Source organism: Pseudomonas sp. JZ134 (assembly GCF_051027695.1).
In the GTDB taxonomy this organism is placed as follows: Bacteria; Pseudomonadota; Gammaproteobacteria; order Pseudomonadales; family Pseudomonadaceae; genus Chryseomonas; species Chryseomonas luteola.
On record NZ_CP069251.1, the window covers coordinates 164370 to 177588 of the forward strand.

General features: G+C 48.5%; 16 protein-coding genes and 1 pseudogene. 3 read left to right on the plus strand and 14 right to left on the minus strand.

Annotated features, from left to right (window positions below; all coding sequences use genetic code 11):
* Positions 1-64 precede the first annotated feature (64 nt).
* From JQR86_RS20195 to JQR86_RS20215, 5 genes are all read right to left on the minus strand, one after another.
* Positions 65-820, minus strand: a complete 756-nt coding sequence (locus tag JQR86_RS20195; RefSeq protein ID WP_019364148.1) for an SDR family NAD(P)-dependent oxidoreductase — start codon at positions 818-820, stop codon at positions 65-67.
* A gap of 259 nt (positions 821-1079) precedes the next feature.
* Positions 1080-1985: a LysR family transcriptional regulator gene (locus tag JQR86_RS20200; protein WP_434155312.1), complete on the minus strand. Its 906-nt coding sequence runs from the start codon at positions 1983-1985 to the stop codon at positions 1080-1082.
* 71 nt (positions 1986-2056) lie between these two features.
* Entirely contained in the window at positions 2057-2488 is a 432-nt protein-coding gene (locus JQR86_RS20205; RefSeq protein ID WP_407363685.1) for a nuclear transport factor 2 family protein, read from the minus strand.
* 41 nt (positions 2489-2529) lie between these two features.
* Positions 2530-3129, minus strand: coding sequence for an NAD(P)H:quinone oxidoreductase (gene wrbA / locus JQR86_RS20210; RefSeq protein WP_019364151.1), 600 nt, complete (start codon positions 3127-3129; stop codon positions 2530-2532).
* Positions 3130-3251: 122 nt separating this feature from the next.
* Positions 3252-4157, minus strand: a complete 906-nt coding sequence (locus JQR86_RS20215) for a LysR family transcriptional regulator (protein ID WP_407363686.1) — start codon at positions 4155-4157, stop codon at positions 3252-3254.
* A 145-nt stretch (positions 4158-4302) separates the two neighbouring features.
* On the opposite strand from JQR86_RS20215, the gene JQR86_RS20220 reads away from it, so the two are divergent.
* The 3 genes from JQR86_RS20220 to JQR86_RS20230 all read left to right on the plus strand — a co-directional run bounded on the left by JQR86_RS20220 (position 4303) and on the right by JQR86_RS20230 (position 6906).
* Positions 4303-5223, plus strand: coding sequence for a pirin family protein (locus JQR86_RS20220; RefSeq protein WP_407363687.1), 921 nt, complete (start codon positions 4303-4305; stop codon positions 5221-5223).
* A 262-nt stretch (positions 5224-5485) separates the two neighbouring features.
* Positions 5486-5923, plus strand: coding sequence for a DoxX family protein (locus JQR86_RS20225; RefSeq protein ID WP_407363688.1), 438 nt, complete (start codon positions 5486-5488; stop codon positions 5921-5923).
* 59 nt (positions 5924-5982) lie between these two features.
* Positions 5983-6906 (plus strand): NADP-dependent oxidoreductase, encoded by a 924-nt coding sequence (locus tag JQR86_RS20230; protein WP_407363690.1) that lies wholly within the window; start codon positions 5983-5985, stop codon positions 6904-6906.
* A gap of 249 nt (positions 6907-7155) precedes the next feature.
* Here JQR86_RS20230 and JQR86_RS20235 read toward each other — a convergent pair whose 3' ends face one another.
* The 9 genes and pseudogenes from JQR86_RS20235 to JQR86_RS20275 all read right to left on the minus strand — a co-directional run bounded on the left by JQR86_RS20235 (position 7156) and on the right by JQR86_RS20275 (position 13146).
* Positions 7156-7602 (minus strand): SMI1/KNR4 family protein, encoded by a 447-nt coding sequence (locus JQR86_RS20235; protein ID WP_407364009.1) that lies wholly within the window; start codon positions 7600-7602, stop codon positions 7156-7158.
* A gap of 178 nt (positions 7603-7780) precedes the next feature.
* The gene (locus JQR86_RS20240; protein ID WP_407363691.1) at positions 7781-8416 is read right to left on the minus strand and encodes an Imm43 family immunity protein; all 636 of its coding nucleotides are present in this window, start codon (positions 8414-8416) and stop codon (positions 7781-7783) included.
* Positions 8417-9031 (minus strand): RHS repeat-associated core domain-containing protein, encoded by a 615-nt coding sequence (locus tag JQR86_RS20245; RefSeq protein WP_407363692.1) that lies wholly within the window; start codon positions 9029-9031, stop codon positions 8417-8419.
* 6 nt (positions 9032-9037) lie between these two features.
* Positions 9038-9115 (minus strand): annotated as a pseudogene (locus JQR86_RS20250) (RHS domain-containing protein); the annotation flags it as partial.
* A 418-nt stretch (positions 9116-9533) separates the two neighbouring features.
* Positions 9534-10064: a DUF4303 domain-containing protein gene (locus JQR86_RS20255; RefSeq protein WP_407363693.1), complete on the minus strand. Its 531-nt coding sequence runs from the start codon at positions 10062-10064 to the stop codon at positions 9534-9536.
* A 13-nt stretch (positions 10065-10077) separates the two neighbouring features.
* The gene (locus JQR86_RS20260) at positions 10078-10860 is read right to left on the minus strand and encodes an RHS repeat-associated core domain-containing protein (RefSeq protein WP_434155313.1); all 783 of its coding nucleotides are present in this window, start codon (positions 10858-10860) and stop codon (positions 10078-10080) included.
* 275 nt (positions 10861-11135) lie between these two features.
* Positions 11136-11741, minus strand: coding sequence for a hypothetical protein (locus tag JQR86_RS20265; protein ID WP_407363695.1), 606 nt, complete (start codon positions 11739-11741; stop codon positions 11136-11138).
* On the minus strand, positions 11738-12805 hold the full coding sequence (locus JQR86_RS20270; protein WP_407363696.1) for an RHS repeat-associated core domain-containing protein: 1068 nt from the start codon (positions 12803-12805) through the stop codon (positions 11738-11740). Before JQR86_RS20270 ends, JQR86_RS20265 begins: the two co-directional genes overlap by 4 nt.
* Positions 12806-12819: 14 nt before the next feature.
* A complete protein-coding gene (locus JQR86_RS20275; RefSeq protein ID WP_407363698.1) occupies positions 12820-13146 on the minus strand; it encodes a hypothetical protein in 327 nt (108 codons plus the stop codon).
* Positions 13147-13219: the final 73 nt, after the last annotated feature.

Consider the following 13219-nt stretch of genomic DNA (forward strand, 5'->3'; position numbering starts at 1 on the left):
AGGGAGGTCTCCGTAGTCATTCAGGGCCTGCTGCCCTGATAGAGCAGCAGGTGTACGAAAGGACTCAAACGGTGGTATAGCCACCGTCTGCCATGACAACCGAGCCGGTCATGAAGCTGGCGCGATCGGAAGCGACAAACGCAATCACTTCGGCAATCTCCCTGGGCTGGGCGACTCGCCCAATCGGAGCACGGGTGGCATGTTCACGCAGAAAGGCGCGACCGTCGGGCATGATGTCATCCAGAATGCCGGTCTCTACATCGCCAGGCGCGACGACATTCGCGCGAATATTATGCGGCGCGCCTTCAAGCGCCAGAACCTTGGTCAGCTGGGCGACAGCCCCTTTCGATGCGGCATAGGCGCCGATAGTGGGAAACGCTACCTGGCAGGCATAAGAGCCTACATTGACGATGGCGCCGCGCTTGTTATCGACCATAACGCGCATCGCCTCACGGGAATGCAGGAACATGCCTCGCGCGTTGATATTCATGACCTTGTCCCATTGCTCGATGGACATATCGGTCACATTTACATTGAGAATGACCGCAGCATTGTTGACCAGAATATCAACCCTGCCAAAGCGCTCTATGGCAAGGGCAACCGCACGCTGCGCGGTGGATTCTTCGGCTACGTCGCCTACCAGGGCAGCGATGCGCTCTGATCGCTGCTCAAGCTCGACGACGGATGGCTTGATATCTTCAGCGACGACATACGCGCCACGCTCGGCAAACAGTGTGGCCACAGCTTCGCCAATCCCACCGGCTGCACCGGTCACAATGGCAACTTTACCTTCAAGTTCTTGAATGGAAGTGGTAGTCATCATGTCTCTCCTCAAATGCCGCAGGCGGCTGTTGTTGAAGTCGAGATCACGATATCGAGTTTGCCCGGCATGATAATCGCCGCGCTTCTTCATGCCTTATGAAGGAGGGCTAAATAATCGAGAGGTAGATAGGGCAGGGATGAAAGGGACGCATAGGACGGCCGCTTCTACGGCAGACATAACAAGCGTTAGTGTCGGTTAGCTAAATCCAAATGCTGATAAGGGCTTTACTGGCCGCGAATTATCATGTGTTGGCTCGTCAACGCCTGCGCGCGGAGTCTTTTTTCAGAAAATCGATAAATGCCCGTAGCGAGGCCAGCTGTTGGCGCTGACGAGGGTAGCTCAGATAAAAACCATCAAACGGCGCGCACCATTCCTGCAGTAGCGGGACCAATGTTCCAGCTTGGATAAAGGGCTCCATCTGGTCTTCCAACCAAAAGGCAATGCCCACGCCGTTGACTGCAGCCTCAATGGCTACACGCTGATCGTTGACGATGAGCGGGCCTTTGACGGCTATGGCGAACCACTCAGTATCACGCTTGAATTCCCAGCGATACGGATGGATCTGGCCTGGCCAGCGCCAGTTGATACAGCGGTGATTTTCCAAGTCATACGGCGTTTCCGGATACCCGTACCGCTCAAGATAACTCGGCGAGGCGGCTGGAATCTGTCTGAGTTCAGGCCCTAGCTTGATGCCAACCATGTCCTGCTCAATAAGCTCTCCCAGGCGCAGAGTGGCATCGAACCCTTCCGCAACAATATCCACGGGCCTATCATCTAATACGACATCCAGCTCTATCTCGGGATAGGCCTCGGAGAAAGGCTGGAAGATTGGCTCAAGAAAAACACGTGAGGCCAACCGAAGGGCATGCACACGTAATCGACCGGAAGGCTTCTCACCAAATAAACAGGCGTTCTCTACAGCGTTTGCCACCTCCTGTAGAGCGGGCTTGAGTCTTTCAAGCAAGTGCTCGCCAGCAATGGTCAGGCTCAGACTACGGGTCGTACGGTTAAACAGACGAACCCCCATGCGCTCTTCCAAACTACGTATCGTCTGGCTAAGTGCAGAAGGGGATACCTGCAACTCTTCAGCAGCCCGAACGAAACTGCCACGTTCAGCAATCGCCACGAATGCCTGGAGTTCCGCATAATTCTGACCACGCATGGTAAGCATCCTGTCTGGTAGGTCCGCCTGAAAAGCACAGCGTACGGAAGCACTATGAACGCAAAGGCTCTTTAATCAGCACTGATCACCTCAAAACCCGGTATCGGAGCCTCAAGTGCAAGTGCAGCTCTGACCGGATCAAAGTACTCGCGAATAAATGCAATTTTTCCGTCTTTTACGCGAACGAACAGCACATAGTCCTGACGATATCTCCTACCCGTTGCCGTAATAATACCTTCCGCCTTTACTTCCGCACTCGCTTCATCGGGACTATCCGAGGCATGAATTCTAAGGTCATAAAAGCGGAACTGCTCTACCGCACCCACGAACCAGCCTACGTGATGAAGCACCGTTTCACGCCCCGCCAGTTGTGCGGGATGACCCAGCGAAGGGGCAAAGGGAAGCTCCCATAAAAGATCATCCGCAATCAAGGTTTGCCATTGGGGCTGATTGGCTACGAATGTGTCGAAGTGTTGTTGCAGCAGTTCGGTTGCAGTGCGCATTGCGGTCTCCTGATTATGTAAGTGAAGAACAAAAGCGCTGCTCAGCCGAACAGCTTGATAGCGGTTGTTGCCGTTAATTCACCCTGGTGCCGCGCACCCTCAAGCTCTGTTTCGCTCGGCAGACGTGAGCCGTCTCCCGCTGTGATGGTAGTAGCGCCATATGGTGCGCCACCTACCACCTCTGTAACACCCATTTGCCCTTGATGGCTGTAGGGGAGTCCCACAATCGTCATGCCGAAGTGCAACAAGTTGGTGATGATGGAGAAAAGGGTCGTTTCCTGGCCGCCGTGCTGTGTAGCTGAGGCCGTAAAGGCACCGCCCACTTTGCCATTTAATACACCGCGTGCCCATAAGCCGCCTGCTTGATCCAGAAACGCGGCCATCTGGCTGCTCATCCGGCCAAAGCGGGTCCCTGTGCCCACAATGATCGCATCGTAATGCTCAAGATCGGCAATGGTCGCTACCGGTGCTGCTTGGCCAAGCTTGAAATGCGCACTCCTGGCGATCTCTTCCGGTACCGTTTCAGGGACACGTTTGATATCTACGTCAGCGCCTGCCGCACGCGCGCCTTCTGCTACGGCTTCAGCCATGGTCTCGATATGACCGTAAGAGGAGTAATACAGAACCAGAACCTTAGCCATGTGACGTCTCCTGAGTGGAATAAGCGGCCAGTGCCGCAGTGGAGAAACTTTCGCATGGCTCAAGATTCGAAAATAGCTAGCTAATATCGACTGATTCGTTCGATAAAATAGAACAGTGGCAATCAGAGGTTTTGTGCGGCCTGTGCCTTGAAGCGCTCAATTAACCATGTGGCAGCAGGGCCAGGCGGTGAATCGGTACGATAAATCACGGTAAAGTCGTACGTGCCACCAGGGCAATCTGGCAAATCCAGTAATACCAGCTTATTTTCGGCAATATCACTCTCTACCATGGGCTGCGGCATGTTTCCCCAGCCAATACCTTCCTTGAGTAGCATGTGTTTGGAACCCAGGTCAGCCAGACGCCAGGTGCGGGCGCTCATAACGGCGTATTCCTGCCCCTCGGTCAGTGTGGAGCGGTCCGTCAGGACCAGTTGCACATGCTCACGGGTAGCGCCAGGAGCGTTGGCGCTTGAGGCCAATGGATGGCTGGGGGCTGCAACGGGCACCAGGTCAACGCTGCCCACTGCAATCCGCTCCAGACCGTCAAGGTTAGTGATCAAAGGACCGCTGACACCCAACGCGGCGCCTCGATTCAGTACCCGTTGCGTGACGGCGCCTAATGCTTCTATATGAAGGTGGAGAGAAACAGTGGGAAAGGTTTCTCGAAATACCTTCAAGGCATCCACTACCCGCGCACTGGGCAACATGACATCCAGCACCAAATGGATCTCGGCTTCAAGACCTTGCAGGAGTCCCTTTACCTTGGCGCGCAGTCCGTTGATGCCGCTATATACCATGCGCGCTTCGGCTAATACCGTTCGCCCAGCGTCTGTCAGCTGAGGTTTACGGGTGGTTTTGCGATCAAAAAGAGTCACACCCAACTGCATCTCAAGGTTAGCAATGGTATAGCTGATAACAGACGTAGCCCGGTGTAGCTTACGAGCAGCCCCGGCAAAACTCCCCACCTCAACAACAGTAAGAAAGACACGCAACTGGTCCAGCGTAGGCGTACCGGGATCAGACATCATTTCGAATTCCTCGAACGTTTTAATGCATATTATCTGGATTTTGCTGAACGCCCATCTGTTTTAGGCTGGCCTGGTAATCACTTCCGAGTGAAGTCTTTTGCCTGCAATCCGCCGATTGCACCTATGCCCTGCGAGGCCCGCAACCATGACGTTATCGAACTCTGCATCCGCTATTGAGCATCTTATCCTGCCAGCCGTAAGAGACTTGGGTGATGGCTTTAAAGTACGCCGCGCCTTACCTTCTGCACAGCGACGTACCGTAGGTCCCTTCATTTTTCTGGACAGCTTTGGACCAACCGTTTTCAAGGCAGGCGAGGGGCTTGATACACGGCCCCATCCGCATATTGGTTTGTCGACCATGACTTATCTGTTGGAGGGTGAGATGCTGCATCGCGACAGCGAGCACTATGTCCAGATCATACGGCCGGGCGAAATCAACCTGATGACGGCAGGTAAAGGAATTGTTCACTCCGAGCGCAGCACCGAGTCAGCCCGGCAAGCAGGTGGTACGGTATTTGGCTTTCAGTCATGGCTAGCGCTACCGGTTGCCCATGAAGAAGCTGACCCAGGCTTTCAACATGTCAGCGCAGGAGAGATTCCTGTAATAGAGGACGAGGGGGTTACCGTCAGGGTACTAGCTGGCGCGTTGCATGATAAACAGGCACCTACACGCACGTTTTCTGATCTGTTCTACGCCGACGTGGTACTGGAGGCCGGAGCGCGCTATCGCATCCATAAAGAACATGTCGAAAGGGCCATCTACGTCGTAAGCGGTGAGGTTACGGTGAGTGGGCAGGATGGTCGCTTCGGCCGGGACCAGCTGGTTATCTTCAAACCAGAAACCGAGATTGTACTAAGTGCAACGGGACTGACTCGGTTGATCTTGCTGGGAGGGGAGCCGCTTCCTGAAAAGAGACATATCTTCTGGAATTTTGTATCGAGCCGCCGTGAGCGCATCGAGCAGGCTGCTGAAGACTGGCGTTTACAGCGTTTTCCAGGCGTACCTGGAGAGCATGAATTCATCCCGTTACCGGAAACACGAATCCGTTTAAAAGCCACTGTGTAAATATCATCGCGTTATCCTGATGCCCGCCCGGATGCCATTCGGAGCGGGCATTGTCTTTTCTGCGCCTACCCAGAGACTACTAGCCGCCGCTAGTTCCTGAGCTTCACACCTTGAAGCTCAGGAGAGTTAGGCCTACAGATTATGTTCGATTAAATCGAATCTAATGGTCTAAATTAATCGGCTATTGCGAATAGCAAACCGCAGGCAGACTTCTCCCCATCGAGACACATCATGGTGATGCGTCCTAAATGAGGATCTACTCATGTCACAGTCAGCCAATCTTGTTCAAACTGCTCCGCATACAGCCGCTTCCAATGCTTCAGCAGCTACAACTGCATTGCTGGGCCGGATACTGATCAGCGCAATCTTCATCCTTTCAGGCATCTCCAAAATTACTGCACCCGCCATGATCATGGGTTATATCGAGTCGGTCGGTTTGCCGTTTCCTGCCATCGCTCTCGGAGTTGCCGTGTTGGTTGAAGTGGTAGGCGGTATTGCGTTGGTCCTCGGCTATCAGACACGAGCAGTGGCTGCGTTCCTGGCCTTGTTTAGCGTAGTGACCGCACTGGCCTTCCATAGCAATCTAGCTGATCAAAATCAGTTCATTCATCTCTTCAAGAATATCGCCATGGCCGGTGGGCTTCTTCAAGTAGTGGTTCTTGGGGCTGGCCAGTACAGCCTGGACGCCCGTCGTAGCTGATGGCAGATGCCAGGCTAGCGGCCTGGCATAACTTGCAACCCTTCGCTAGAGAAATCATCATGAAAGCCATACGTGCACAGCAATATGGGAACCCCGACGTACTCCGCCTTGAAGAAGTAGCTGATCTGACGCCGAGTAAAGGACAAGTGTTGATCCAGGTAGCTGGCAGCGGAATAAATCCAATCGACTGGAAAGTCCTCTCCGGTGCCATGAAGCAATTTATCCCCTTACCGTTACCCTATACGCCAGGGGTTGAAGTCGCAGGAACGGTTATCGCATTAGGTGAAGGCGTAGACACATTCAGCCTGGGCGACGAGGTTTTTGGCTTTATCGGTATTACAGGTGGGTACGCCACCCAGGCCGTAGCGGATGCCGACCGTTTGGTCTTAAAGCCCAACAGCCTTTCATTGCTAGAGGCAAGCGGTGTGCCGGCGGCAGCCTTGACGGCTTGGCAAGCCTTGCATGAGCATGCCGCCATTAAGGCAGGCCAACGTGTCCTGATCCAGGGAGCGGCGGGCGGGGTTGGCAGCATGGCCGTACAGTTGGCTCGTATAGCTGGCGCTGAAGTCATCGCGACGGCATCTGCCCATAATCATGATTACCTACATGCACTAGGCGCTACGCAACTCATTGATTACCGCCATGAAGCCTTTGAGAAAGTCGTTTCGGATATAGATATCGTAATCGACCTTGTAGGCGGCGAAACTCAAGCCCGCTCCTGGTCGGTGTTAAAAAAGGGCGGTGTGCTGGTATCGCCTGTTAGCGCGCCTAGTGAAGAAGCTGCTCGTAGCATAAGAGCAACAGGCAAACGCTTCGCTACCCGCTCAGATAGTAAGCAACTGGCACAGATTGCCGACTTATTTAACCGGGGAGCACTTAACGTGGAAGTAGAAACCATGCCCTTGTCCAACGCAGCTGATGCGCTACAGAGAAGCCTGGCAGGCCATACGCGGGGCAAGATTGTGCTGGATGCTCGGGAATAGCTAGATTCCAAATGTTAAACTGATGAATACTTAATGGCCGGTTCTCTAAAACCGGTCATTTATTTTGGCTAATTTTTGAGAATTTATCATTGCCCTATCCAGCAGCCCTATGGGGTCTTGCACTTGATTACCTGCAACAAGTTGAAGGCTTTTGAAGGGCTTGGCAGAGACAGGCCAATTAGCTTAATAACTAGCTTTAGCGGTGTGGCCGAGCTTATTTTGAGGCTGGCGTTTGAGGAGCGCACCAATTTATATATTGTCCTCCGTCTTAAGGGCATCTAGAAAGTCAGAAAATGAGTAATTTAGTTCCTGCCATAGGTCTTTGTGATTTTCATTATTTGATTTTTCATTATTGTAGGAGTCCATGGCGTAATATCCTGCTGAGTTGTTATCTAAGTTTAGGCAAAAGAAATTTCCACCATCATCTAGTCCGAATGGTAAAATATTCCGAGGAATCGCATTGCGATGAATCATTGCTTGATAGCACCCTCCGATATATTTTGTCCTTTCTTTATTTAGAGTGGAGATCAAAGCTATTGGTTTAAACTCGTTGAATCTTAACGGCTCATACTCTATGTCGCAGACATATAGATCCTGGTCGGTATGGAAGTAGTATCGTTTAGACTTTTGATTAAGCTGGTGCGAGTTGGTATCTAGCCTAGCGAGCGTAGCTGCCTGCCATGCTTTATATAGGATCCAATTGGTTGGTCTCGCGACCTACTAAACTCAACTGCAGCTATAGTCACCGGATACGTGAGCAATCGGTTACCGCTACAGTGATCTCTGGATCTTAAAAATTAAACAACAGTTGAAGGTTAAATTAAGGATACTTATATTTTATAATGATAAAAATAATGCCAGAGCACATGATCGATCAGAGGTCATTTAAGGTGCCCCATATATCGAAAGAATAACTATCATCCAATGTTTCGTAGCTTATTCCAATAATTTTATTTTTTTCTGCTTCTAGTTTGAATCTTTCACTGACGATGATTTTTAAATTCTCGATGCATCTAAAAAGATCTAGAGAAATATCGCACTTCGGGACAAATTTTTTGATTTCATCATATAGTTCTATGTTTGGCCAAATTTCACTTTTTAAACAATCTCCGGTTCTATCATCTTTAGAAACAGTAAATTCTGAGTATCTCTTATCCATGGCCTCAATGCTTTTTCCTGGTAAAAAGTAAAAATAAGATGAACTTATTTCTTTGCCTTTATTAATTATTTTTAAAGGTATCGCTCTATAAGGCACCGAAAATTTATTACATATATCTAGGAATCTACTTGATACAATTACTTCAGGGTTTTCATAATAATCGAACCCTATATTTTCAATATTACTCTCAGTTATATCTAGAGTATAAGATTCGTTGATTTTAATTTTTTCTGGTGATGGCTCATAAAGCTGCCACTCCCATTTTTCTGGGGTCCCGATAGACCCAAGCATATAGGGATTTGATAAACTATCAGCTTCATAGTTTAGAATATAAAATTTAGTTTCAATCATCTATAATAATCTCGAGGTTACTTGATCAATTACAAACTTACCAGACTCTAAGCCCTCTCGCGCAAAGCTCTGGATTTTACCTATTCCAAGAGCCAACTGAGTATCGGTTAGTCTCCCAGCTAAGAAGACTCTGTTCAAGTCGGTCAGCTTTCTGTTAACAGCCTCTGTATAAAGTCTATGACTAGACCAATGTCCTGGAAGACCTAAGGTTTTTGCAAGACTCTGGCTTCCAGGTAAAAAGATGCCATTGGGCGCGCCGTCACCATCGAATCCAATTGCTTTAAGCTTGGAAAATAATTTCTCATAAGCTTTGTGCTTCATCAGTTCTTCGGGGATAAGATGGTGATTTGCCATACCATCGCCAGACCTAGCACCCATATTTTGCCCAAGTTTCGTTGAGCACCAGCCTAAAGGGTCTAGCCAGCTTTGCGGATTTTTCCCGTACTGATAGAGATTCTCCCCACCCAACAAACCAATCGGATCCTGCGTTGTAAACCGTCCCACAACCGGATCGTAATAACGAAACGTGTTGTAGTGCAGGCCCGTCTCGGCGTCGCAGTATTGCCCCTGAAACCTTAGGCTCTGCTCGATTTCTCTGGGAGCCAGCGCTTCCAACGCACCTCATGTCTTGTAATAGGCGCGCCATACCATACCGCCGGTATCGTCCGTGACCTCAAGCGGCGTACCAATCTGGTCGGTATGGAAGTAGTAGCGCTAGGGCTCAGCGTCTGCTTTGCTTGGCTCTGTATCTACACGAGCGAGCGGGGCGTAGTTACTTGGCTCAAAGTGATTTGAGTCAGCTCGATATTTAGAGCCGCTAACAAAACCACTTTGTGGTTAGCTGATATAGGCAAGCATAAGCTTGATACTCGCTGAAATTTGTTATCTTCGGCCCTCTGCTTGTGCTTATTGATCAGGTTTTGGTGGTGGTTCTTAGTCGGGAATTTTAAAATAACTGGTCGACCTAAATTAAAGGCATAAAACATAATATCTTTATGCCTTTTTAGAAAATTCCATAAGAATATGTTTCAGAGCTTTCTATAAAAATATTTTATTGATTGTTATTCATCTGTATTTATATTCCAAATTGTAGTGGCGTTGTTATTTTCTTGAAAAATTAATCTTCAAGGGATTTCAACCATTCAGAGAATTCTTTGGCCTTATGTTTTTCATTTAAAAGACTAATCCATCGGACTTCTTCCTCTGGATTCTCGTAATCAGAGGCAGAGAAAACTAAGCAAAACTCAGAACTAGTCTCTTTGAATAAGCCTTCTGCTTTCAATTGAGATAAAGCGTTAACGCAGGCGCTAAAGAATTGGTTACGATATTCATCAAATCCCGCTTCGCTTATTTGGGGCGACTCTGTAGCTAGAGCTGAATTAATAATTTCAAAAAATTCATTTTGCTCTGGAGTTATGTCCCATTCTCCTACACTCCACCTATAATATTCAGCATCGTCACCATCTTCTTCAATGTGGTGTTTAAGGTTTCTAAGGGAATTTCCTAGTGCTTGGATGCTCATAACTCCAGAGTCAGAATAAAGTGCGAATCCGGAAACCTCGTTGCCATAATTTACTTTGAGCTCTAGAAAAGCATCTCTTGCAGCATTCTTCAAAATTTCTATCAATTTTTCGGAATCATTAACCATTAGAGTTTCCTTATTAGAATAGCGTGTGAATTGTATCATCTGCGAAATGCTTTCCAAGCGTGCTTAGCGTTTCGACTATAGACTCACGTGTGCCGATTTTATCTGCTTCCACTAAAGCGTCTCGCACCGCTTTTGCCGCTTGAGTACTATGGTTTTTGTTAGGTGCCCAAGTTAAATTTTCTTTTCCAAAAAGCCAGTCGATATCATACTTTTCAAGTATGGATTTGCTTTCAGCAAGATATTCTTTCATTTTCTTACCGCGGCCATTCTTGAAAACAATATGATGTGCGTGAGGATTCAGCATTGTAGCCGGTGGTTCTCCTCCCCCAATTTTTTTGAGATGGCCGCCCCAATTGATATTCTCGCCGCACCAACCCAAGGGATCGAACCAAGTTAGCGCATTAACTGTATACCTATATAGGTTAAGTCCGCCAATTAAACCTATTGGATCCTGAGTTATATATCTGCCTACGACTGGATCGTAATAACGAAACGTGTTGTAGTGCAAACCCGTCTCAGCATCGTAGTACTGCCCTTGAAAGCGCAGGTTCTGCTCGATTTCTTTGGGTGCTAGAGCTTCCAGCGCACCCCATGTCTTGTAGTAAGCGCGCCATACCATGCGACCGGTATCGTCCGTGACCTCAAGCGGGGTACCGATCTGGTCGGTATGGAAGTAGTAGCGCTTAGGCTTTTGATCAGGCTGGCTCGGATCAGTATCTAACCGGGCTAGCGGGGCGTAGCTGCCGGTTTCGTAGATATACAGGCTGTACAGATCCGCTTTTTGCTCCTGCAGCATGCGTAGGCCTTGCCAGAGGAAGCGGGTGGTTTCGGTTTTGTCCTTTGTTAGAAGATGCTTGGCGATACGGCGGCCAAGGCAGTCGTATTCGTAGCTGGCTTGGGTTTACTACCGTTTATTATAAATTTTATCTTTAACCCAAATCGTGTCATACACTAAGGAAAAGGTGTGTTTCGAATTTATGTGAAAATATACAACTGCCATGAGTATCTTGCATGTATTATTTATTTTAACTCTCTCTCACGCTGTGTTATTGGTTTAATTAATATGTAAATTTAGCTGGCTTTAAATGTATATATTTTTTCGCCATTAAACACATGATACAGGTTTTCTATGCCGCCTTTTGAGTTGTAAGTAATCTTTTTTCTTGCATATGGTTTTAAATGATTTGTTCCGCAGACAAGTGCCTCAGAGATTATATCTTCGGAATAAATATATTTCTCGAACGTATATTCTCCGTCTTCATTTAATTCTATAGATGATGTATATTTTCCGTTTTTTTTATTTACTTTGAAAATACGGATGGGTTCCTCCATATCGTCATACTGGATAGTAATAATTGAGTCTCCCTTTTGATAGGATATGTACTCGGAAACTATACGGCCATGTCCGTCGAAGTCAAAGATATTAGAAGGGAATCCCCCTTTCGTAATTCTTGCCGCGTAGACGTTTTTTAGAGTTTTTGGTTTTCTTTTTAATATAGAAGTAGTTTTGATTCCCCTAGACTCATTAAAAAATGGTATTGGGAAAAATGGCAAAGATTTAGACCAAATCAGATCATCTTGCTCAGGATCAAATATAGTGGGTCTAATCTCAGTGGAAGCTAAGATTTCTTTGATTTCTAAAAGAGCGTCAGCCACTTCTGTTTCATTAATAATCATTTGTTAAATACCATTCCTTTGTTAAGGCTTGACTTTATTTCCGAAAGTTCGGTAAGAAAAGACTTTTTATCAGCTGTATTGATAAGTTTATCGTAGACATATTGTTTATAAATGTTGCTATGAACCCCTTCGCCTTTGTGGGCAGTAGTTGTAGTTCCAGGTACTCGTGCTTTGCTAGTGTTTGGCAGCCAAATACCGTTCTTTCTATAATTGATATCGATGCCTAAGTCTTCCATTTTTTTGCGCAAGGCAACCATTCGCCAATCTCTTGAATTAGACATAATTATGTGATGAGCATCATACTGCCCACCGCCGATGGGCCTAGGTCCTAGGTTTGAAGCTAATTTACGAGCATCACTGGAACAAGTGAGTCCTGTAGGATCAATCCAAACGGCCGGATTGTCACCATAATTATAGAGGTTAATTCCGCCAAGCAACCCTATGGGATCTTGCGCTGTAAAGCGGCCTACGGCCGGATCGTAATAACGAAACGTGTTGTAGTGCAGGCCCGTTTCGGCGTCGTAGTACTGTCCCTGAAAGCGCAGGTTTTGCTCGATTTCCCTCGGGACCAGGGCTTCCAGCGCGCCCCATGTTTTGTAATAAGCGCGCCATACCATGCGGCCGGTATCGTCCGTGACCTCAAGCGGGGTACCGATCTGGTCGGTGTGGAAATAGTAGCGCTTGGGCTTTTGATCAGGCTGGCTCGGATCAGTATCTAACCGAGCGAGCGGGGCGTAGCTGCCTTGCTCGTAGATATACAGGCTGTATAGATCCGCTTTTTGCTCCTGCAGCATGCGCAGGCCTTGCCAGAGGAAGCGGGTCGTTTCGGTTTTTTCCTCTGTTAGGACATGCTTGGCAATACGGCGGCCAAGGCAGTCGTATTCGTAGCTGGCTTGGCTGAGCGAGTCATGGCCGCGATAGGTTTCGGCTTTAACCAAGCGGTTTTCACAATCGTAGGTAAAACGCTGATAACCACTGGAGCTGTGCCGCTCGCTCACGTTGCCCCAGGCGTCGTAGGTGAGGCGCAGGTCTTTCCAGGCCTTGAGACGGTTGTCTGGGCTCAAGGCTTGGGAGCCAGTCAGGTTGCCGGCAGGGTCGTAGCCGAAGTCCTCATACCGAGCTGAGGGTGGTGTGGTTCGCGGCTACGCAGTTGACCAATGGCATCGTATTTGTAATCCGTAATACCGCGGTGCTTATCAGCCTGCCGCAACAGTTCGCCCGCCTTGCTGTACTCATAGCGACGATGGATCAGCGTGGCGGGATGTTCAGGATGGCCGAGCAGGCTGTTCTTTTGCTCGTTGAGTTGCGAGAGCTGTTCATGTGGCAACCCAATAGCGGCTTGCCAGCGTTTACGGCCAAAGCTGTCGTATCCAAAGCGGCTGGTCAGGCTGCCCTGGGTGCGCAAGGTCTCCCTGTGTAGGGCGTCACGCTCAAAATCGCTGATCTATAAGCCAATATCGTGTTCTAGAAATACGATT